The sequence below is a fragment of the Thauera aminoaromatica S2 genome (genome assembly GCF_000310185.1).
GTDB classification, from domain to species: Bacteria; Pseudomonadota; Gammaproteobacteria; order Burkholderiales; family Rhodocyclaceae; genus Thauera; species Thauera aminoaromatica.
The window spans coordinates 34,343-55,463 of sequence record NZ_AMXD01000009.1; the positions used below are offsets into that span (position 1 = coordinate 34,343).

At 69.2% G+C, this 21,121-nt stretch carries 18 protein-coding genes; 2 read left to right on the forward strand and 16 right to left on the reverse strand.

Going from position 1 to position 21,121, the window contains the following annotated elements; all coding sequences use genetic code 11:
* Nucleotides 1–45: 45 nt before the first annotated feature.
* The 3 genes from tkt to C665_RS03125 form a co-directional block, all read right to left on the reverse strand.
* The gene (gene tkt, locus C665_RS03115) at nucleotides 46–2,073 is read right to left on the reverse strand and encodes a transketolase (protein ID WP_004299863.1); all 2,028 of its coding nucleotides are present in this window, start codon (nucleotides 2,071–2,073) and stop codon (nucleotides 46–48) included.
* A 445-nt stretch (nucleotides 2,074–2,518) separates the two neighbouring features.
* Entirely contained in the window at nucleotides 2,519–3,394 is an 876-nt protein-coding gene (locus C665_RS03120; RefSeq protein ID WP_004299865.1) for a phosphoribulokinase, read from the reverse strand.
* Nucleotides 3,395–3,464: 70 nt separating this feature from the next.
* Nucleotides 3,465–4,274, reverse strand: a complete 810-nt coding sequence (locus C665_RS03125; RefSeq protein WP_004299867.1) for an inositol monophosphatase family protein — start codon at nucleotides 4,272–4,274, stop codon at nucleotides 3,465–3,467.
* Between the two features lie 70 nt (nucleotides 4,275–4,344).
* On the opposite strand from C665_RS03125, the gene C665_RS03130 reads away from it, so the two are divergent.
* Nucleotides 4,345–5,067: a 16S rRNA (uracil(1498)-N(3))-methyltransferase gene (locus C665_RS03130; RefSeq protein ID WP_004299870.1), complete on the forward strand. Its 723-nt coding sequence runs from the start codon at nucleotides 4,345–4,347 to the stop codon at nucleotides 5,065–5,067.
* 27 nt (nucleotides 5,068–5,094) lie between these two features.
* On the opposite strand, the gene C665_RS03135 is transcribed toward C665_RS03130, so the two are convergent.
* From C665_RS03135 to paaN, 13 genes are all read right to left on the reverse strand, one after another.
* Entirely contained in the window at nucleotides 5,095–7,755 is a 2,661-nt protein-coding gene (locus C665_RS03135; protein WP_004299871.1) for a bifunctional acetate--CoA ligase family protein/GNAT family N-acetyltransferase, read from the reverse strand.
* 173 nt (nucleotides 7,756–7,928) lie between these two features.
* The gene (locus C665_RS03140; protein ID WP_004299872.1) at nucleotides 7,929–9,026 is read right to left on the reverse strand and encodes a 2Fe-2S iron-sulfur cluster-binding protein; all 1,098 of its coding nucleotides are present in this window, start codon (nucleotides 9,024–9,026) and stop codon (nucleotides 7,929–7,931) included.
* A gap of 19 nt (nucleotides 9,027–9,045) precedes the next feature.
* The gene (paaD, locus tag C665_RS03145; protein ID WP_004299873.1) at nucleotides 9,046–9,558 is read right to left on the reverse strand and encodes a 1,2-phenylacetyl-CoA epoxidase subunit PaaD; all 513 of its coding nucleotides are present in this window, start codon (nucleotides 9,556–9,558) and stop codon (nucleotides 9,046–9,048) included.
* Nucleotides 9,559–9,569: 11 nt separating this feature from the next.
* Nucleotides 9,570–10,352 carry a 1,2-phenylacetyl-CoA epoxidase subunit PaaC gene (gene paaC, locus C665_RS03150; protein WP_004299874.1) on the reverse strand — a complete coding sequence of 261 codons (783 nt, stop codon included), beginning with the start codon at nucleotides 10,350–10,352 and terminating at the stop codon, nucleotides 9,570–9,572.
* Nucleotides 10,352–10,648 carry a 1,2-phenylacetyl-CoA epoxidase subunit PaaB gene (gene paaB, locus C665_RS03155; RefSeq protein ID WP_004299876.1) on the reverse strand — a complete coding sequence of 99 codons (297 nt, stop codon included), beginning with the start codon at nucleotides 10,646–10,648 and terminating at the stop codon, nucleotides 10,352–10,354. The genes paaC and paaB overlap by 1 nt, the downstream gene beginning before the upstream one ends.
* Entirely contained in the window at nucleotides 10,645–11,652 is a 1,008-nt protein-coding gene (paaA, locus tag C665_RS03160; protein ID WP_004299878.1) for a 1,2-phenylacetyl-CoA epoxidase subunit PaaA, read from the reverse strand. The genes paaB and paaA overlap by 4 nt, the downstream gene beginning before the upstream one ends.
* Nucleotides 11,653–11,768: 116 nt before the next feature.
* Nucleotides 11,769–12,554, reverse strand: a complete 786-nt coding sequence (locus tag C665_RS03165) for an enoyl-CoA hydratase/isomerase family protein (RefSeq protein WP_004299879.1) — start codon at nucleotides 12,552–12,554, stop codon at nucleotides 11,769–11,771.
* Nucleotides 12,555–12,569: 15 nt separating this feature from the next.
* On the reverse strand, nucleotides 12,570–13,775 hold the full coding sequence (pcaF, locus tag C665_RS03170; RefSeq protein ID WP_004299880.1) for a 3-oxoadipyl-CoA thiolase: 1,206 nt from the start codon (nucleotides 13,773–13,775) through the stop codon (nucleotides 12,570–12,572).
* A 10-nt stretch (nucleotides 13,776–13,785) separates the two neighbouring features.
* A complete protein-coding gene (gene paaK, locus C665_RS03175) occupies nucleotides 13,786–15,111 on the reverse strand; it encodes a phenylacetate--CoA ligase PaaK (RefSeq protein ID WP_004299881.1) in 1,326 nt (441 codons plus the stop codon).
* 51 nt (nucleotides 15,112–15,162) lie between these two features.
* On the reverse strand, nucleotides 15,163–15,630 hold the full coding sequence (paaI, locus tag C665_RS03180; protein ID WP_004299883.1) for a hydroxyphenylacetyl-CoA thioesterase PaaI: 468 nt from the start codon (nucleotides 15,628–15,630) through the stop codon (nucleotides 15,163–15,165).
* The gene (gene paaH / locus C665_RS03185; protein ID WP_004299885.1) at nucleotides 15,623–17,182 is read right to left on the reverse strand and encodes a 3-hydroxyacyl-CoA dehydrogenase PaaH; all 1,560 of its coding nucleotides are present in this window, start codon (nucleotides 17,180–17,182) and stop codon (nucleotides 15,623–15,625) included. Before paaH ends, paaI begins: the two co-directional genes overlap by 8 nt.
* Nucleotides 17,179–17,973 (reverse strand): 2-(1,2-epoxy-1,2-dihydrophenyl)acetyl-CoA isomerase PaaG, encoded by a 795-nt coding sequence (gene paaG, locus C665_RS03190; RefSeq protein ID WP_004299887.1) that lies wholly within the window; start codon nucleotides 17,971–17,973, stop codon nucleotides 17,179–17,181. The genes paaH and paaG overlap by 4 nt, the downstream gene beginning before the upstream one ends.
* Before the next feature lie 10 nt (nucleotides 17,974–17,983).
* Nucleotides 17,984–19,651: a phenylacetic acid degradation protein PaaN gene (gene paaN, locus C665_RS03195; protein ID WP_004299889.1), complete on the reverse strand. Its 1,668-nt coding sequence runs from the start codon at nucleotides 19,649–19,651 to the stop codon at nucleotides 17,984–17,986.
* Nucleotides 19,652–20,124: 473 nt separating this feature from the next.
* On the opposite strand from paaN, the gene paaX reads away from it, so the two are divergent.
* On the forward strand, nucleotides 20,125–21,075 hold the full coding sequence (gene paaX / locus C665_RS03205) for a phenylacetic acid degradation operon negative regulatory protein PaaX (protein WP_197068745.1): 951 nt from the start codon (nucleotides 20,125–20,127) through the stop codon (nucleotides 21,073–21,075).
* Nucleotides 21,076–21,121 lie beyond the last annotated feature (46 nt).

A 21,121-nucleotide genomic window follows, 5' to 3' on the forward strand; every position in this document is an offset into this window, starting at 1 on the left:
GCGGGAGCGATCCGTTTCCGGAACCGCTCCCGCGCCAGGGTCTCGTCAGAGCACCGACTTCACTGCCTGCACCACCGCCTCCGCGGTGATGCCGAAATACTTGAAGAGCTCGCCCGCCGGGGCCGACTCGCCGAAGCGGTCGATGCCGATCACGCGGCCTTCGAGCCCGACGTACTTGTACCAGCCGTCGGTCGTGCCGGCCTCGACCGCGACGCGCGGCAGGCCGGCGGGCAGCACGCTCGCCTTGTACGCCGCGTCCTGGCGGTCGAAGACGTTGGTCGAGGGCATGGACACCACGCGCACCGCGACACCCTGCTCGGCGAGGGTTTTCTGCGCGGCCACGGCGAGCGCGACCTCGGAGCCGGTGGCGAGGATCACCGCCTGCGGCTTGCCGCCATTCACGCTGGCCGGGGCCTCCGACAGCACGTAGCCACCCTTGCGGATCGCCGCGACCTGATCGGAAGTGCGTGCCTGGAAGGGAAGGTTCTGGCGCGAGAAGCACAGGCTGGTCGGGCCATCCTTGCGCTCGATCGCGTTCGCCCACGCCACGGCCGACTCGGTGGTGTCGCAGGGACGCCACACGTCCATGTTGGGGATCAGGCGCAGCGTGGCGGTCTGTTCCACCGGTTGGTGGGTGGGGCCGTCCTCGCCGAGGCCGATCGAATCGTGCGTGAACACGAAGATCTGGCGCACCTTCATCAGTGCGGCCATGCGCAGGGCGTTGCGCGCGTACTCGCTGAACATCAGGAAGGTGGCGGTGTAGGGGATGAGACCGCCGTGCAGGCTGATGCCGTTGGCGATCGCCGCCATGCCGAATTCACGCACGCCGTAATAGACGTAGTTGCCGCCGCTGGTCTTGCTGACGCCCTTCGCGCCCGACCACAGCGTGAGGTTGGAGCCGGCGAGGTCGGCCGAGCCGCCGAGGAGTTCGGGCAGCCTGGGTGCGTAGGCCTCGATGGCGTTCTGGCTGGCCTTGCGGGTGGCGATGGTCTCGGCCTTGTCGACGACCTTGGCGAGCACCGCGGCGACGTGGGCGTCCCAGTCGGCGGGCAGCTCGCCGGCCATGCGGCGTTCGAACTCGGCGGCGAGCTCGGGGTGGGCGGCGCGGTAGGCGGCGAAGGCGGCGTTCCATTGCGCCTCGAGCGAGGCGCCCTTGGTGCGCGCGTCCCAGGCCGCGTAGACGTCGGCCGGGATGTGGAAGGGCGGGTGGTTCCAGCCGATGTGGGCGCGCGCGGCCTCGATCTCGGCGGCACCGAGCGGGGCGCCATGCACGTCGTGGCTGTCCTGCTTGTTGGGCGCGCCGGCGCCGATGATGGTCTTGCAGCAGATCAGCGTGGGCTGGGCGGTGTTGGCCTTGGCCTGCTGGAGGGCGGCCTCGATGGCGACCGGGTCATGGCCCTGGACGTCGCGGATGACCTGCCATCCGTAGGCTTCGAACCTCTTCGGGGTGTCGTCGGTGAACCAGCCGTCGACATGGCCGTCGATGGAGATGTTGTTGTCGTCGTAGAACGCGACCAGCTTGCCCAGGCCCCAGGTGCCGGCGAGCGAGCAGGCTTCGTGCGAGATGCCTTCCATCAGGCAGCCGTCGCCGAGGAAGACATAGGTGTGGTGGTCGACCACCTCGTGGCCGGGGCGGTTGAACTCGGCGGCGAGGATCTTCTCGGCGAGCGCCATGCCGACGGCGTTGGTGATGCCCTGGCCGAGCGGACCGGTGGTGGTCTCGATGCCGGGGGCGTAGCCGTATTCGGGGTGGCCGGGGGTCTTGCTGTGGAGCTGGCGGAAACGCTTGAGCTCCTCGATCGGCAGGTCATAGCCGGTGAGGTGGAGCAGCGCGTAGATCAGCATCGAGCCGTGGCCGTTGGAGAGCACGAAGCGGTCGCGGTCGGCCCACTTGGGGTTGGCCGGATTGTGGCGCAGGTGGTGGCGCCACAGCACCTCGGCGATCTCGGCCATGCCCATCGGCGCGCCGGGATGGCCGGAGTTGGCCTGCTGCACCGCGTCCATCGCGAGGGCGCGGATGGCGCCGGTGATGGGGTTGAAGACCGGGGGCTGGACGTTGCGGGTCGACTGCATGCTGTTTTCGGGCCGGAGGCCGCCATCGGGAAAGTTCGGAATTATCCCTTAAAAGACCCCGGGGATGCCAATGTTGCGTTGCGGCAATGTTGCGCCGGGCGAGGGGCTTTCGCGGGGCGGTGGGCGCGGCTTGGAATCGGTCACGGGGTCCGAGGAGGGGCGGCGTCGATTCGGTCGCGGGGTCGGGATGGTGTGCGCCGCCTGCACTCGCGGCCCTTCGCTGCGCTCCGGGCTGCCCTCGGCGGAGGCCGCCGCGGGGGCGGCGACGCAAACTCGTCGCTGCGCTCCTCAAACATGCGTCGCCTTGTTTCCCCCGCGACGCCCTCCACCTCGGCGCTCCTGAAGTTGGCCCACACCACCCCGACCCCGCGACCTCGCGCGGAGTGGGGCTGGGGGGCTGGTCGGTGTGCTGCCGAGGCAGGCTGCCGGGGAATTCCGTCGCGCCTCACACCCACTGGCGGCGGCGTTCCATCAGCTTCCAGATCAGCGGGGTGAGGATCAGCTGCATGGCGAGGTCGAGCTTGCCGCCGGGGATCACGATGGTGTTGGCGCGGCTCATGAAGGCGTCGTGGATCATGCGCAGCAGGTAGGGGAAGTCGACTCCGCGCGGGTCCTTGAAGCGGATCACCACCATGGACTCGTCCTGGGTGGGCACGTCGCGCGCGATGAAGGGGTTGGAGGTATCGACGACCGGCACGCGCTGGAAGTTGATGTGGGTGCGGGCGAACTGCGGGACGATGTAGTGCACATAGTCGTGCATGCGGCGCAGGATGGTGTCCTGCACGGCCTCGGCGGTGTAGCCGCGCAGCTTGGTGTCGCGGTGCAGCTTCTGGATCCACTCGAGGTTGATGATGGGCACGACGCCGATCAGCAGGTCGACGTGGCTGGCGATGTCGGCCTCGTCGGTGACGAGTGCGCCGTGCAGGCCCTCGTAGAACAGGCAGTCGGTGCCGACCGGGAGATCTTCCCACTCGGTGAAGGTGCCGAGCGGCAGGTTCCAGCGCATCGCCTCGGCTTCGTTGTGGATGTAGTAGCGGCGGCGGCCGGTGGCGGCCTCGCCGTAGGCGCGGAAGAGGCTCTCGAGCTCGGAGAGCAGGTTGGCTTCCGGCCCGAAGTGGCTGATCCCGCGCAGGCCCGCACGCTCGGCTTCCTCGATCAGCGTCTTCATCTCGGCGCGGGTGTGGCGGTGGAAGCTGTCGCCCTCGACGATGGCGGCGTTGACGTTCTCGCGGTGGAAGATCGCTTCGAAGGTGTGCTTGACCGTGGTGGTGCCGGCGCCGGACGAGCCGGTGACGGCGATGATCGGGTGCTTCATGGACATGATGGGTTCCGCCGCTGGCGAGTCGGTTTCGACACGGATTCTGCACCGCAATAAAGCGCGGTGCGAGCCATCAGGAGCGCGCCTTGACCCAGGCCGACCATTCGGCGAACAGCGCCGGGCTGGTGGCGGCGATGACGCCGCGCTTGATCGCCGGGCCGGACATCAGCACGCCGCCGTCGAGCGCCTCGGCGATGCCGCCGGCTTCGGCGAGGATCAGGCGGCCGGCGGCGTAGTCCCACAGCATCTGCCCGCCGTGCAGGTAGACGTCGAGCCGGCCGGCGGCGACAAAGCACCATTCGAGGGCGCTGGAGCCGAAGTTGCGCTGCGAGTAGTAGGGCGGACGCACCGCGAGCTCGTCGCCGAGGTGGTGGCTGATGCGCTTGAAGTCGACGCCGGCGACGGCGTCGCGCAACTCGGTGGCGCCTGCGCGCAGCGGCAGCTCGGTGCCGTTGAGGAAGGCGCCGGCGCCGCGGGCGGCGTAGAAGGATTCGTCGGTGATCGGGTTGTACACCACGCCGATCACCGGCTCGTGGTCGATCAGATAGGCGATCGACACCGCGAACAGGGGGATGCCGTTGGCGAAGTTGGTGGTGCCGTCGATCGGGTCGATGCACCACAGGCCGCGCGCGCCTTCCTTCCACAGCGCGGCCTGCTCGGCCGCGGTCATCTCCTCGCCGAGCACGGCGCCGGGCAGGAAGGCGGGCAGGGCCTCGCTGAAGCGCTGCTGCGAGGCCATGTCGGCCTCGGTGAACAGCGAACCGTCGGCCTTGCGGTTGCGCGCGGACTTCAGGTAGCGCGGAAGGATCTCGGCGCGCGCGATGTCGCGCACCATCGATTCGAGGGCGCGGGCACGGGCGAGGCGGTGGGCGGCGGTGGGCATGGCGGGCTCCTTGCCGGCGGGCGGCGGGAGAGGGGCTGGGGGCGAGGGGAGCTGGGCCTATAATCTTACGATGATTTCACGATTCCACTTTCCGGATCGCCTGCCCGCGGGCGGCGAGGTGGCGCTCCCCGAGGCGCTCGCCCACCATGCGCTGCGGGTGTTGCGCCTGCGCGATGGCGAGGCGGTGGTGCTGTTCGACGGCAGCGGCGGAGAGGTCGATGCGCGCCTGGCCGTGCGCGGCAAGGCGGTGTTCGCTCGGCTCGGCGAGGCGCGTGCGGTCGAACGCGAGTCGCCCTTGCGCATCGTGCTGGTGCAGGCGCTGGCCTCGGGCGACAAGATGGACTGGGTGGTGCAGAAGGCGGTGGAGCTCGGCGTGCATGCGATCCAGCCGGTCCAGGCCGAGCGCTCGGTGCTGCGTCTGGCGGCCGAGCGTGCCGACAAGCGCGTCGCGCACTGGCAGCAGGTCGCGGTCGCGGCCTGCGAGCAGTGCGGGCGCAACCGCGTCCCCGAGATCCGCCCCCTGCAGCCGCTCGCACACTGGCTGGGCGCGCATCGCGCTGCGCCCGGCTACGTGCTTGCGCCCGGCGGGGCCAAGGGCTTTGCCGACGAACCCGAGCCGAAGGACGAGGTGCACCTGCTGGTCGGGCCGGAGGGTGGCTGGAGCGAGGGCGAGATGGCGGCCTTCGACGCCGCCGGTTGCCGGCGCGTGCGGCTCGGGCCGCGCGTGCTGCGCACCGAGACCGCGGGCCTCGCCGCCGTGGCGGCGCTGCAGGCGCGCTGGGGCGATTATTGAGCGGCCGTCTGCGCCGCTGCGGACGCGCTACTTGCCATGCAGCACCTTCACCACCCGGCGCAACGCGCTCTCTTCCGGGTGGGGCTGCACCAGGAAGCCGAGGCCGTGCATCAGGCGCAGCATCTTGGCGTTCTTGCCCAGCACGTCGCCGAAGATGTTGCGATAGCCCTTGCCGCGCGCGACCTCGATGAGGGCACCCATGAGGCGGCGGCCCAGTCCGTGGCGTTGCCAGTCGTCGGCCACGACCAGGGCGAACTCGACCGATTCGCCGTCGGCGGCGAGGGAATAGCGGGCGCTGCCCACCATGTGCTCGGCGCCGGCGTCGTCGATGGTGGTGGCGATCAGCGCCATCTCGCGGTCGTAGTCGATCTGCGTGAAGCGCGCGACCAGCGCCGGGCTGAGCTCCTGCAGCTCTTCCATGAAGCGCATGAAGCGGGTCTCGGCGCTCAGTCCGTCGAAGAAGCCCAGCACCAGGTTGGCATCCTCCGGGCGCACCGGACGCGTACGCACGGCACGACCGTCGCCGACCTTCCAGTCCTGGACGAGGTGCAGCGGATAGGGGTGGATCGCCATGTGCGCGTAGCGGTCGCTGCCGGCGGGAAGGCCCTGGTCGATGACGACGCGGGCATCGGCCGCGATGGCGCCGTCGCCGTCGATGAACAAGGGGTCGATCGCGAGCTCGCGCACCCAGGGCAGCTCGCACACGAGGTCGGACACCGACACCAGCACCTGCTCGATGGCGGCGCGGTTGAGCGCGCCGCCCTGGCTGCGCGGGCCCTGTGCGGCCGCCGGGATGGCCGAGTCGATGAGGTCGCGGGCCAGCACGGGGTTCAGCGGTGGCAGCGCGAAGGTGCGCGGCGCGGAGGCGTCCTGCGCGCCGAGGCTGATCACCGGACCGAAGATTGCGTCGCGATGCACCTGGATGCGGAAGGCGCGCGCCTGCGGCCGGTACAGATAGGGCTCTATCGACACGCCGTTGATCTGCACCTCGGGGTGGCGCAGGCGCACCGCGTCGACGATGTCGTGGAAGGCGCTCCACACCGACTCGGCGGTGTTGAGGTTGAGGCGCACGCCGCCGGATTCGGACTTGCTCGCCAGCTCGGGAGCGTCGACCTTCATCGCCACCGGAAAACCCGCCTGCTCGGCGACGAACAATGCCTCGGTGGCGTCGCGGGCGACGGTGGTGTGCGTGACCGGGATGCCGAAGCTGCGCAGCAGCGCCTTGGACTCCATCGCCGAGAGGATATGGCGACGCTGGTTGAGCAGGGTCTCGATCAGCACGCGCGCACCACCCGTGCGGCGGTAGGCGGCGGCGCTGCCGCCGCCGGCGGTCTGCAGCAGCAGGGTCTGGTTGTGGTGGAAGCGCGAGATGTTGTGGAACAGCTCGATCGCCGCCTCGGGCGAACTGAACACCGGCAGCCCGGCCCGGGCGAGCAGCGCGCGCGCCTCGGCGACCTGGCCGCCGCCCATCCAGCAGCAGCACAGCTGGAGCCGCACCTGGGCGGCGAGGTCGATGATGTCCTGCGCCACCTCGACCGGATCGACGAGCGCGTGCGGCGAGAGGATCACCAGCACGTTGGAAACCGCGGCGTCCTCGGAGAGGGCGAGGATGGCGTCGCGGTACAGCTGCGCGCTGGCGTCACCGCCGAGGTCGAGCGGGTTGTGGGAGTGCCGCTCGCGTCCGCCGAGGCGCTCGAGCGTGGCGACCGTCGGCGAGCCCAGCCCGACGAGTCCGGTGCCGAGGTCCTTGGCGCGGTCGGCGGCGAGATCGGCCGGGCCGCTGCCGTTGGAGACGATGGCGAGGCTGTCCTCGCGCGGTCGAAAGCCGCAGGACAAGGCCTTGGCGGCGAAGAAGAGCTGGTCGATGTTCTGCACCCGCACCACGCCGGCGCGGCGCATCGCCGCGTCGAAGACCACGTCGGCGAGGCCGGCGTTGTCCGCGTCGGCGGCGTTGTTGTCGCTGCGACCGTGGCGGCCGGCCTTGAGCAGGATGATCGGCTTGACGCGCGCGGCCGAGCGCAGTGCGCTCATGAACTGGCGGGCGTTGCGGATGTGATCGACGTGCAGCAGGATGTAGCGCGTCTGCGTGTCGTGGATCAGGTACTCCAGCGTTTCCCCGTAGTCGATGTCCACCGTGCCGCCGAGCGAGATGACCGAAGAGAAGCCGACGTCGTTGGTCAACGCCCAGTCGAGCACGACCGAGCACATCGCGCCCGACTGCGAGATCAGGGCGATCTCGCCGGGCTTGACGGCGATGCGGGTGAGCGCGGCATTGATCCCGCTGCCGGGGCGTGCGATGCCCAGGCTGCCGGGCCCGATCAGGCGCAGCCGGGTCTCGCGCGCGGTCTCGACGATGCGGCGCTCGAGTGCGTTCCCGCTGGCGCTGATGATGACCGCGTTGCGTACGCCGCTGCGCCCGCACTGCGCGGTGACGCTGTGCAGCATGCGCGCGGGGGTGGCGATGATGGCGAGATCGACCGGTCGGCCGATGTCCTCGACCGAGCGGTGGCAGGGATGGTCCTGGATGCTGCCGTACTTCGGGTTGACCGCGTACAGGGTGCCGCGATAGCCGCCTTCGACCAGGTTGCGGAAGATGACGCGGCCGACGGACCCGGGTGCGTCGGACGCGCCGATGACGGCGATCGAGGACGGTTCGAAGGCGGTGCTGAGAGCGTGGGAGCCGGCCATGATCTTCGCGCTGGAAAGTGGATGAGGTCTAAAGGGATAGCAGGCCGCCGCCCTTTCGGCGTTGACCTGCGTCAGGGGCGCGCGGCCGCGTCTCCGTCCGCGAAGGAAAACGGCCGTCGAGACGGCCGTCGGAAGCTGCTGCGCGCGCGGACGCCGTCGGCCCGCAGATCGTGTCAGCGCTCGTCGAAGCTGATCTTGAGGCGCTTGGTGGTGGCGCGCGCCTGGCAGCTCAGCACGTAGCCCTGCGCGACTTCGTCGGCCTCGAGGGTGAAGTTCTTGTCCATCACGACTTCGCCCTCCGTCACCTTGGCGCGGCAGGTGCAGCACACGCCGGCCTTGCACGAGAAAGGGAGGTCGAGGCCGGCATTGAGGCCGGCGTCGAGCAGGTGCTCGTCGGGGCCGATCGCGATCTCGTGCTCCTTGCCGTCGAGCACCAGGACCATGGTGATGTCCTTGGTCGCGGCCGCGACGGCCTCGGCGGTGCTCGAGGCGCCGACCGGGTGGGCGCCGGCGGGCAGGTTGGCGGTGAAGCGCTCGGTGCGGATACGGTCGGCGGGCACGCCGGCCTCGACCAGCGCGGTCTCGGTGGCGGTGATCATCTCGTCGGGGCCGCAGATGAAGACCTCGTCCATGCTGCCCACCGGCAGCAGGGCGTCGATGATCGCGCGCACCTTGGGACCGTCGATGCGCCCCTGCAGCAGGTCCACTTCCTGGGCCTGGCGCGACAGCACGTGGATCATGGTCAGGCGGTCGCGGTAGCGGTCCTTGAGGTCCTGCAGGTCCTCGTTGAACATCACCGTGGACATGCGACGGTTGCCGTAGATCAGCGTGAACTTCGAGTCCGGCTGTTCTTCCAGCGTGCTCGCGGCGATCGACAGGATCGGGGTGATGCCCGAGCCGGCGGCGAAGCCGACGCGGTGGATGGCGCGCTTCTTCTTGACCACGAAGCGGCCGTCGGGCGGCATCACCTGCAGGGTGTCGCCGGCCTTGACGGCGCGCGTGGCCCAGTTCGAGAACAGGCCGCCTTCCACCGGGCGGATGCCGATCTCGAGCTCGCCCGCGCGTGCCAGGCGGCTGCGCGGGCTGCTGATCGAGTAGTTGCGGCGCACGTCCTGGCCATCGATGGTGGCGCGCAGGGTGAGGAACTGGCCCGGCTCGAAGGCGAAGCGCTCGCGCTCGGCCTCGGGGATGGCGAAGGTGATCGCCACCGCGCCGGCGGCCTCGGGGCTCACGCGCTTGATGGCGAGTTCTTGGAAACGGGGGGCTGACATGGCGTCTGGGCTCCGGCTCTTAATAGGGTTTGAAATAGTCGAAGGGCTCCTGGCAGTCGAGGCACTTGTACAGCGCCTTGCAGGCCGTGGAGCCGAACTCGGAGGTGACGACGGTGTGGGTGGAGCCGCACTGCGGACAGGCGACCGCCGCGGTCGGCTGCCGGCGCACGAACTTCAGCACGCTGACCTCGGCGCCGCCGCTGCTGCCGCAGGTGCGGTGGGGCGGGGCGATGCCATAGGCGCGCAGCTTTTCCTTGGCCTCGTCGCTCATCCAGTCGGTGGTCCAGGCCGGCGCGAGCTGGGTGATCACCCGCGCCGCGATGCCGGCCTGTTCCAGGCTCGCACGCACGTCGTCCTCGATCTGCCCCATGGCGGGGCAGCCGCTGTAGGTCGGGGTGATGACCACCTCGATGCCCTCCGCCGTCTCCCGCACATCCCGCAGGATGCCCAGCTCGCGCAGGGTCACCACCGGGATCTCCGGGTCCGTCAGGGGCTCCAGGGTGGCCCAGACCTTGTCCACGACGCTGCTCATGGCCTTCGCCCTTACCAGGTGGCGCCCGGGTGGGCGCGGGCCAGACCCTGCATCTCGCCGAGCAGGTAGCTCAGATGCTCGGAGTGCAGGCCGATCTTGCCCTCGGTCACGTAACCGTGGAAGTTCGGGCGGGTCAGGGTGGCTTCGGCCAGCGCCTCGTTGACGAGCGCGTCCCAGGCCGGGCGCAGCGCCCATACGTCGATGCCGATCTTGGCCGCCACCGCGGCGCCTTCGGCCGGGCTGGTGGTCCAGAACTCCTCGGTGTAGGGCATGAGGTGGTTCACCGCCGCCTGCGCGCGGGCGTGCGACTCCTCGGTGCCGTCGCCCATGCGCACCAGCCAGTCACGCGAGTGGTGCAGGTGGTAGCTGGTTTCCTTCAGCGACTTGGCGGCGATCGCGGCGAGGCTGGCGTCGGCGGACTGCTGCAGGCCGTCCCACACGTGCACCATCAGCGCCGAATACAGGAAGTTGCGCACGATCGTGGTGGCGTAGTCGCGGTCGGCCGCGGCGTAGCCGACCAGCGCGCCGTGGTGCGGGAGCTCCAGCAGCGTGTAGTTGCGGAACTCGTGCGGGCCGCGGAAATAGGCCAGCTTGTCCTCGGTGGCGTCGCCGCCCTTCAGCTCGGCGGCGCGCTGGTACAGCAGGCGCGCCTGGCCGATGAGGTCGAGGCTGACGTTGGCCAGCGCCATGTCTTCTTCCAGGATGGGGCCGTGCCCGCACCATTCGGCGTTGCGCTGGCCGAGCACGACGGCGTTGTCGGCCAGGTGCAGCAGGTAGTCGATCGGCGTGCTCATTACATGTGCCCCACTTCTTCAGGGATCTCGTAGAAGGTCGGATGGCGGTAGATCTTGTCGGCCGCGGGGTCGAAGAGCTCGCCCTTGTCGTCCGGGTTGCTGGCGGTGATGGCGACCGAGGGCACCACCCAGATGCTCACGCCTTCCTGGCGGCGGGTGTACACGTCGCGCGCCATGTGCAGGGCCTGGGCGGCGTCGGCCGCGTGCAGGCTGCCGCAGTGCTTGTGCTCGAGGCCTTGCTTGCTGCGGACGAAGACTTCCCAGAGGGGCCAATCCTTGAGTGCGGGGGTGTTCATGCTGCCTCCTTCAGTGCGCGTTCTTTTTGCTTGCGGGCATAGGCCTGGGCCGCGTCGCGGACCCACTGGCCATCGTTGTGTGCCTTGACCCGGGTGGCCAGGCGTTCCTTGTTGCACGGTCCGTTGCCTTCGACGGTGTTCCAGAACTCGGCCCAGTCGATCTGGCCGTAGTCGTAGTGGCCGCGCGCCTCGTTCCACTTGAGGTCGGGGTCGGGCAGGGTCACGCCCAGCACCTTGGCCTGCGGCACGGTGGCGTCGATGAACTTCTGGCGCAGGTCGTCGTTGCTGATGCGCTTGATGCCCCAGCGCATGCCTTGCGCGCTGTGCGGGCTGTCGGCATCCGGCGGCCCGAACATGGCCAGGCACTTCCACCAGTAGCGGTTGACCGCGTCCTGCACCATCGCGCGCTGCTCGTCGGTGCCCTTCATCATCACCAGCAGGGCCTCGTAGCCCTGGCGCTGGTGGAAGGATTCCTCCTTGCACACGCGCACCATGGCGCGCGCGTAGGGGCCGTAGGAGCAGCGGCACAGCGGGACCTGGTTCATGATCGCCGCGCCATCGACCAGCCAGCCGATCACGCCGACGTCGGCCCAGTTGAGCGTCGGGTAATTGAAGATCGAGCTGTACTTGGCCTTGCCCGAGTGCAGGCCTTCGAGCATCTGGTCGCGGCTGGTGCCCAGCGTCTCGGCGGCGGAGTACAGGTAGAGGCCGTGGCCGCCCTCGTCCTGGACCTTGGCGATCAGGATGGCCTTGCGCTTGAGGCTGGGCGCGCGCGAGATCCAGTTGCCCTCCGGCAGCATGCCGACGATCTCGCTGTGGGCGTGCTGGCTGATCTGGCGCACCAGCGTCTTGCGGTAGGCCTCGGGCATCCAGTCCTGCGGCTCGATGCGCCCGTCGGCGTCGATGCGGGCCTCGAAGGCGGCTTCCTGCTCGCTCGTCGCATTGGAGACCGCTGCGAGTTTCTTTCCGGAATCGTCCGGAATGTCCATTGCCTGGGTGTACATGTGTTTCCTCCTAGCAAACACCGCACCGGGAAATACCGGCACGGAACGCGGGGTGCGCATGGCTGTGACCCCGCCTCCTCCTCAAAGGTCCGCCACGCCCGGGGCGCGGCGGGTGTTCATTGCATCCACGCCGGCGAGCGCTTCTCGAAGAAGGCCGTGAAGCCTTCGCGGGCTTCGGCGGTGGCGCGCTGGCGCGCGATGCGGCCGGCGGTCTCCTCGGCGACGGCGTCGTCGATCGGACGCCCGGCCAGCGCGGCGATCAGCTGCTTGGCGGCAAGCTGGGCCTGCGGGCCGCAGGCGAGCAGGGCCTGCACGAGGCGATCGACCGCGGCGTCGAGTTCATCCAGCGTGACGACCTCGCCGACCAGGCCCATGGCCTTGGCCTCGGCGGCGCCGAAGCGTTCGGCGCTCTGGAAGTAGCGCAGGGCGTGGCGCGGGCCGATGGCGCGCAGCACGTAGGGGCTGATCACCGCGGGGATGATGCCGAACTTGACCTCGGAGGTCGCGAAGCTGGCATCGTCCGCGGCGATCGCCATGTCGCAGGCGGCGGTGAGGCCGGTGCCGCCACCGAGCGCCGCGCCCTGCACGCGCGCGATGGTCGGCTTCGACATCCCCGACAGCGTGCGCAGCATGGCGGCGAACTTGCGCGAGTCGGCGAGGTTCTCCGCCTCGGTGCTGTCCGAGGCGCGGCGCATCCAGTTGAGGTCGGCACCGGCCGAGAAGTGCTTGCCACGCCCGGCCAGCACCACCACGCGCACGCCGGCATCGGCGTCGAGTTCGGCGCAGGCGGCCGCCAGCTCGGCGATGAGCTGCTCGTTGAAGGCGTTGAACACTGCCGGCCGATCCATCCAGATCGTCGCGACGGCGCCGCGGCGCTCGATGGCGAGGGTTTCGTAGTTCATGGACTGTCCCGTGCCTCAGACGCGCTCGATGATCATCGCGATGCCCTGGCCGACGCCGATGCACATCGTGCACAGCGCGTAGCGGCCATTGCGGCGCTGCAGCTCGTAGGCCGCCGTGGTGACCAGGCGGGCGCCGCTCATGCCCAGCGGGTGGCCCAGGGCGATGGCGCCGCCATTGGGGTTCACGCGTTCTTCGTCGTCGGCGAGGCCGAGGTCGCGCAGCACGGCGAGGCCTTGTGCCGCGAAAGCCTCGTTGAGTTCGATCACATCCATCTGATCGAGCGTGAGGCCCGCCTTGGCGAGCACCTTGCGCACCGCGGGCGCGGGGCCGAAGCCCATGATGCGCGGCGCCACGCCGGCGGTGGCCATGGCGACGACGCGGGCGCGCGGGGTCAGGCCATGCTTCGCGGCGGCGGCGTCGGAGGCCAGCAGCAGCGCGCAGGCGCCGTCATTGACGCCCGAGGCGTTGCCGGCGGTGACGCTGAGCTCGGGGCCATTGACGCCCTTGAGCTTGGCCAGCATCTCCAGCGTGGTTTCGGGGCGCGGATGCTCGTCGGTGTCGAAGACGATCGGGTCGCCCTTCTTGCGCGGGATCACCACCGGCACCAGCTCGTCCTTGAAGCGACCGGCGGCGTGGGCGGCGGCCCAGCGCTGCTGCGAGCGCAGCGCGAAGGCGTCCTGATCGGCGCGCGAGATGTCGAAGTCGGCGGCGACGTTGTCCGCGGTCTGCGGCATCGAGTGCGTCTCGTACAGCTTCTTCATCAGCGGGTTGATGAAGCGCCAGCCGATGGTGGTGTCGTAGATCGCGGCGCTGCGCGAGAAGGCCGACTCGGCCTTGCCCATCACGAAGGGCGCGCGCGACATGCTCTCGACGCCGCCGGCGATCATCAGCTCGGTCTCGCCCGACTTGATCGAGCGCGCGGCCAGGCCGATGGCGTCCATGCCCGAGCCGCACAGGCGGTTGACCGTGGTGCCGGGCACCTCGATCGGCAGCCCGGCGAGCAGGCCGGACATGCGCGCGACGTTGCGGTTGTCCTCGCCGGCCTGGTTGGCGCAGCCGTAGATGATGTCTTCGACCGCGGTCCAGTCGACCTGGGGGTTGCGGGTCATCAGGGCCTTGAGCGGCACGGCGCCGAGGTCGTCGGCACGCACGGAGGCCAGGGTGCCGCCGTAGCGGCCGATGGGGGTGCGGATGGCGTCGCAGATGAATGCTTGAGTCATGGCCAGCTCCTTACAGTTGCTTCGGGCGCTGGTCGATGACGCGGCGGGCCTTGCCGGTCAGCGTGCGCGGAATGGCTTCGAACTCCATCACGTTCACCTTGGTGGAGATGCCGATGATGGTCTTGATGTGGTGCTGCAGCTCGCGTGCGATGTTCTCGGTCTCGGTGCGGCTGAGCTTGCCGGAGAGTTCGCGCTGGACCTCGACGCGGATCTCGACGTTGTCGAGATGGCCGTCGCGCGTGAGCACGATCTGGTAGTTCCCCGACAGGCGGCGGTCGCGCATGATCTGCTCCTCGATCTGGGTCGGGAACACGTTCACGCCGCGCACGATCAGCATGTCGTCCGAGCGCCCGGTGATCTTGCCGATGCGGCGGAACGAGCGCGCGGTCGGCGGCAGCAGGCGGGTGAGGTCGCGGGTGCGGTAGCGGATGACCGGGAAGGCTTCCTTGGTGAGCGAGGTGAACACGAGCTCGCCTTCCTCGCCGTCGGGCAGCACTTCGCCGGTGTCGGGATCGATGATCTCGGGATAGAAGTGGTCTTCCCAGATCACCGGGCCGTCCTTGGTCTCGATGCACTCGCTGGCCACGCCCGGGCCCATGACCTCGGTGAGGCCGTAGATGTCGATGGCGTCGATGCCGAGCTTGCGCTCGATCTCGCTGCGCATGCCTTCGCCCCAGGGCTCGGCGCCGAAGATGCCGATCTTCAGCGAGATGTCCTCGGGCTTGATGTTCAGGCGCTCGAACTCCTCGGCGATCACCAGCGAGTAGGACGGCGTGACCATGATCGCGTCGGGGCGGAAGTCCATGATCTGCTGCACCTGCTTCTCGGTCTGGCCGCCGGACATCGGCACCGCCGTGCAGCCGGCACGCTCGATGCCGTAGTGGGCGCCGAGGCCGCCGGTGAACATGCCGTAGCCGTAGGCGTTGTGCACCATGTCGCCGGCACGCACGCCGGCCGCGCGCAGCGAGCGGGCGACCACGTCGGCCCAGTTGTCGAGGTCGCGCTTCGTGTAGCCGACGACGACCGACTTGCCGGTGGTGCCGCTGGAGGCGTGCAGGCGGGCGACCTTGTCGCGCGGCACGGCGAACAGGCCGAAGGGGTAGTTGTCGCGCAGGTCCGTCTTCGTCATGAAGGGGAACTTCGCGAGGTCGGCCAGCGACTGGAGGTCGTCGGGATGCACGCCCGCTTCCTCGCAGCGCTTGCGGTAGGGCGCGACGTTGTCGTAGGTGTGGCGCACCGACCACTGCAGGCGCTGCAGCTGCAGGGCGGAAATTTCGTCGCGGCTGGCGGTCTCGATCGGGTCGAGGTCGCCGGGGCGGGGGCTCTTCACGGGCATGGTGTGGTCTCCTCTGTCTCTCTACGTGTGCTTGGGGCCGCGCGGACCCGTCTAGGCATTCTCTGCGGCGAGTCCGGCGATCACCTCGCCGGAGATACGGTAGCTCTTGCCCCGGAACAGGGCGATGGTGTTGCCTGCGCTGTCGCGCACGGTGACGTCATAGACGCCGGTGCGACCGGCCAGCGTGCGCTCCACGGCCTCGGCCTGCAAGGTGTCGCCTTCGCGCCCGGTGGCGACGAAGTCGATGTTGCATCCGGACGCCACGGTGTTGCGGTTGTAGGCGTTGCAGGCGTAGGCGAAGGCGGTGTCGGCCAGGGTGAAGATGAGGCCGCCGTGGCAGATGTGGTGGCCGTTCACCATGTCGCCGCGCACCGTCATGCTGACCCTGGAGCGGCCGGGACCGACGTGCTCGATGCGCATGCCGAGCGCCTGGGCGGTACGGTCGCGCGACCACATCGCCGCGGTCACGGCCTCGGCCAGGGCCTGCGGATCGGTCGGGATGGGCTGCGCATCAGTCATGGATCTTCTTTCCGGCGAACACGCGCTGCTGGATCAGCGGGGACACGCGATAGCGGTCCTCGCCGTAGAAGCGGGCGAGGTTGGCGAGTACGGCGCAGATCGCCGGCAGGCCGACGCGGTCGGCCCATTCCAGCGGTCCGCGCGGGTAATTGACGCCGAGCTTCATCGCCGCATCGGCGCCGGCGGCATCGCACACCCCCTGGTTGACCGCGTCGGCCGCTTCGTTGGCGAGCATCGCGACGGTGCGCATCACTGCCAGTCCCGGGGTGTCGCCCAGGCGGCAGACCTCGAAGCCGGCCGCCTGCAGCAGGCTGATCGCGGCGCCGACCGCGGGCGCGAAGCAGTTGATCGCGGCGCCGACCGCGATGCGGCCGGCGGTGGCGTAGTCCAGTGCGAGGTCGATCAGCACCACGTTGGCGATGCCCATCTCGGTGGCGCGTTGCGTGGCGGTGCGGCCGTCGGTGACGAAGATCACCGCGCCCCCCGTCTCGGCGATGCGACCGTCGTTGGCTTCGCCCCAGGTATGGGGGATGTTGCGCTCGAAGAGGCGGTCGGCGAGCGCATGCACGGCGGCCGAATGGCCGTGCAGCACGATCTCGTCCGGTGCGTGCTGCGCCACCGCGACCTGGGGTGCGGGGCGCGCGGCGCCCTCGCGGTAGTCGTAGAAGCCGCGGCCCGACTTGCGACCGAAAAAGCCGGCGTCGACCAGCTCCTGCTGGATCAGCGAGGGCGTGAAGCGCGCATCGTTGTAGAAGGCGTTCCACACCGAGCGTGTGACGGCGAAATTGACGTCGTGGCCGATCATGTCCATCAGCTCGAACGGCCCCATGCGGAAACCGCCGGCGTCGCGCATGATCGCGTCGAGTGTGGCGCAGTCGCCACCGCCTTCGTTGAGGATGCGCAGCGCCTCGGCGTAGTAGGGACGGGCGACGCGGTTGACGATGAAGCCCGGCGTCGAGCGCGCATGCACCGGCGTCTTGCCCCAGGCCGCGGCGGTGGCGAACAGGGTGTCGGCGACCACGCGCGCGGTGGCGAGGCCGGAGACGATCTCGACCAGCTTCATCAGCGGCGCCGGGTTGAAGAAGTGCAGGCCGGCCAGGCGTTCGGGGCGCTGCAGGGCGGCGCCGATCGAGGTCACCGAGATCGACGAGGTGTTGGTGCCGAAGATGCAGTCGGCGCCGACGATGTTCTCCAGGTCGCCGTACAGCTTCTGCTTGGCTTCGAGGTTCTCGACGATGGCCTCGACCACCAGTGCGGCGTCGGCGAGCTCGGCCAGCTGGTCGACGGCGATCAGGCGTTCAGCGGCCGCCTGCGCGGCTTCGGTGCTCATCTTGCCCTTGTCGGCGAGCTTGCCGAACTGGGCACGGATGCCTTCGATCGCCTTGGCGGCGGCGCCCGGACGGTTGTCGAGCAGCTTGACCACGTGGCCGGCCGCGGCCGCCACCTGGGCGATGCCGGCGCCCATGGCGCCGGTGCCGACCACGGCGACGACAGCCGAGGCGGGCAGCGGCTGCGCGGCGGACTTGGAGATCTGGGTGTCGGTCACGCTCATTCCCCGGTGAACTTCGGTGCGCGCTTTTCCATGAAGGCGGCGACGCCTTCGGCGTAGTCGGGGCTCCAGCCCAGCTCGCGCATGAAGCCGCCCTCGAAGGAGAGCTGCTGCTCCAGCGTATGGCCGGCCGCGGCGTGCATGGCCTGGCGGGTGCGCACCAGGGCCTTGGTCGGCATGGCGGCGAGCTGCGCGGCGAGCGCGTCCACCTTTGCAGCGAACTCGGCATCGTCGTACGCCGCCCAGATCAGGCCCCAGTCGGCGGCCTTCTCGGCGGGCAGCTTGTCGGCGAGCATCGCCAGGCCCATCGCGCGCGCCATGCCGACGCGCTGCGGCAGGAACCAGGTGCCGCCGGTGTCGGGTACGAGTCCGATCTTGCTGAAGGCCTGCAGGAAGGAGGCCGACTTCGCCGCCACCACCAGATCGCAGGCGAGCGCCACGCTGGCGCCGGCGCCGGCGGCGATGCCGTTGACCGCGGCGATGGTGGGCACGCGCAGGTTCTGCAGGCGCAGCACGAGCGGCTTGTAGTTCTTTTCGACGACGTTGCCGATGTCGGGCATCTTGCCGCCCACCGACGCCATGTCGGGATCGGCCAGATCCTGGCCGGCGCAGAAGGCGCGGCCGGCGCCGGTGAGCACCAGCACGCGCGCGGCCTTGTCGGCGTGGACGCGGTCGAGCGCGTCGCGCAGCTCGGCGTGCATCTCGCCGGTGAAGCTGTTGAGCTTGTCGGGGCGGTTCAGCGTCAGGCGGGCGACGCCCGCCTCCACTGCAAACTGGATGTTGTTGTATTCCACGGACGGATCCTCAGACGTGGTAGCGGCGCTGGACGACGCGGAAGCGGTTGGCGACGAAGGCGGAATCCGAATACGAGGCGTTGGCCGACGGGTTGCCGCCGGTGCCGTGGTAATCGGAGAAGGCCGCCGACTGGTTCACGAACACGCCGCCGGTGAGGTTGATCGACAGCGCGACCTTGCCGCGCCAGGTGGCTTCGGTCATCGCGTCGATGACGTCCTGCCTCGTGGAGTAGAGCCCGACGGTGAGCGCGCCGTGGGTCCTGACCACACGCTCGGAGAGCGCGATCCCTGCGGCGGTGTCGGCGACCTTGACGATGAAGCTGATCGGGCCGAAGCGCTCTTCCATGTAGGCCTTCTCGTCGGCGGCGTCGCAGGCGAGCAGCACCGGGGTGCGCACCTTGGCGCCCGGGAACTCGGGGTTGTCGAGCTTCTGCGAGGCCAGCACGACCTTGCCCAGCGCGCCGCTGTTGGCGATGTCGATGCGTTCGGCGGTGTCGGCGGACTGGATCGCGCCGAGCACGGCGTGGGCGACCTCGGGTTTGGACAGGAAGCGCTCGACCGCACGGGCGAGGTCGGCGCAGACCTCGTCGTAGCTCTTGTGGCCGTCCTCGGTGTCGATCCCGCCCGCGGGCACGAAGATCGCCTGCGAGGTGGTGCACATCTGGCCGGAATACAGCGAGAGCGTGAAGGCGAGGTTGCCCAGCATCGCCTTGTAGGAGTCCGTCGAGTCGATGACGATGTTGTTCACGCCGGCGAGCTCTGCATAGACCTGGGCCTGGCGGCAGTTGTCGATCAGCCACTGGCCGAACACGTTGCTGCCGGTGAAGTCGACCGACTGCACCGCCGGGTGGGTGGCGAGCGCCTGGGTGACGCTGCGCTGGGTGGCCACGCACAGGCTCACCAGGTTGGGGTCGATGCCGTTCTCGGCGAGCACGGTGCGGATCGTGCGCACGGTGATCGCCGCCGGCAGGATGGCATTGCTGTGCGCCTTGACGATGACCGCGTTGCCGGTGGCGAGCGCGGCGAACAGGCCCGGGTAGGTGTTCCAGGTCGGGAAGGTGCCGCAGCCGATCACCAGGCCCACGCCGCGGCCGACGATCTGGAAGTGCTTCTTCATGACCAGCGCCGGGTTCTTGCCCTGGGGCTTCTCCCAGGTGGTCTCGGCCGGCACGAAGCTCTGCTCGCGCCAGGCGTAGGTCACGGCCTCGAGGCCGCGATCCTGGGCGTGCGGGCCGCCGGCCTGGAAGGCCATCATCCAGCCCTGGCCGGTGGTCATCATGACCGCGTGGGCGATCTCAAAGCTCTGCTTGTTCAGGCGCTGGAGGATTTCCAGGCAGATGCCGGTGCGGCCGTCGGCGCCCACCGCCTGCCAGCCCTTCATCGCCTCGAGCCCGGCGGCGATCAGCGTCTCCGGGTCGCACACCGGATAGCGCACATCGAGCGCCACGCCATAGGGCGAGCTCTCGCCGCCATGCCAGCCCGTCTGGCCCGGCTGCCCGAGCTCGAACGGCTTGCCCAGGTGCGCCTCGAAGGCGCGCTTGCCCTCGTCCGGCGCCGCCTCGCCATAGAGCTTGGGGCTCGGCATCTCGGGGAAGGCAGACCAATAGCCGCGCGTGGCGATGGCGTCGAGGGCGCTTTCGAGGGTGGCGCGGTGCTTTTCGAGCAAGGGGTGGGGCATGGGTCTCTCCGAGTGGGTGGTCTTGTGCTTCAAACGATACAAATCGATTTGATAAATGTCAATACTAGGTATCTATTCTTGAGGGGGTGATCACCTCAAGTTTTGATAGGCGAAACACGTTTAAATATAAGGAAGTCGTTTATAAACAGTGGTATATGTGAAAATTGTCGGGGTGTTCCGGCAGCCGTAGCCAGTCGAAAAACCCATGGCGTCCGCTGCTTTGGGCTTTATGTGATACAAAAATACATATAAAAATGTAGTATTAGTATCGTATTAATCTCCTTGCTGCCTTGCCCTCCCGCGCACTCGCCCGCACGCATCCAGGCTTCGTGCCCGCGGAATCGGCGTGGCGCTCGTCCTCGAGCCTTGCGTACGCGAGTGCGGCGGCCTCGAAAGCGCGCTCCGGCGCTAGGCGCATCTGCCCGGAATCGATAGACTTCTGGCCCCCAACCGCAGCGCGAACAAGCTCGTCCGTGACCACTTCCATCCAAGATCGCCTTGAAGCGTTCCGCAAGCAAGATCGCGTGCAGGCCGGGTCGCTGATCATTTCCGTCTTCGGCGACGCCGTGCTGCCCCGAGGCGGACGCATCTGGCTGGGCAGCCTGATCCGCTTGCTCGAGCCGCTTGGGCTCAACGAGCGTCTCGTCCGCACATCGGTGTTTCGGCTTGCGCGCGATGAATGGCTGGTCAGCGAGCCTTGCGGCCGCCGTACGGACTATATGCTGACGCCTTCCGGTCTGCAGCGTATCGAGGAGGCGTCGCGCCGCATCTACGCTTCCGCTGCGCAGGGCTGGGATCGTCGCTGGCGGCTGATCCTCGCCGTCGGCGAGCTTGCGGCCAAGGACCGCGAACGCCTGCGCAGGGCGCTGTTCTGGCAGGGCTTCGGCGCCCTCGACGGGGACTGCTTCGTGCATCCGAGCGCGGACCTCATCACCGCCTTCGACGCGCTCGTCGGGGAGGGGTTGGGTGGGCTGCTGCCGCGGCTCAAGCCCCTGATGGCTGCGGATGCGGCCCTGGGTGCGGCGGCCAGCGACGCCGACCTGGTGCATGCGGCATGGAATCTCGAGCGCCTGGCGCAGACCTACCGCGAATTCGTCGACTGCTACCAGCCCGTGCTGGCCCAGCTCCGCGATGGCGCCAGCGAGTCCGGGGATGAGAACGCCTTCCTCATGCGGATGCTGCTGATCCACGACTACCGCCGCCTGCTGCTGCGCGATCCCGGATTGCCCGACGTGCTGCTGGCGAGCGACTGGCCGGGGCAGCGTGCGCGGCTGCTGTGCCGCGAACTCTACCGTCGGCTGCTGGTGCCGTCCGAGCGCCATATCGACGCTCACCTCCGCCTCGCCGACGGCCGCACGCCCGAGGCGTCGCCCCGCCTTCTCGCGCGCTTCCAGGACGCCGACCCGCTGCGCGGCGCCGCCTGAGCGCCGCCAGCCTCTTCCCGCCGGTCGGCGCGCGGCGACCGGGGTG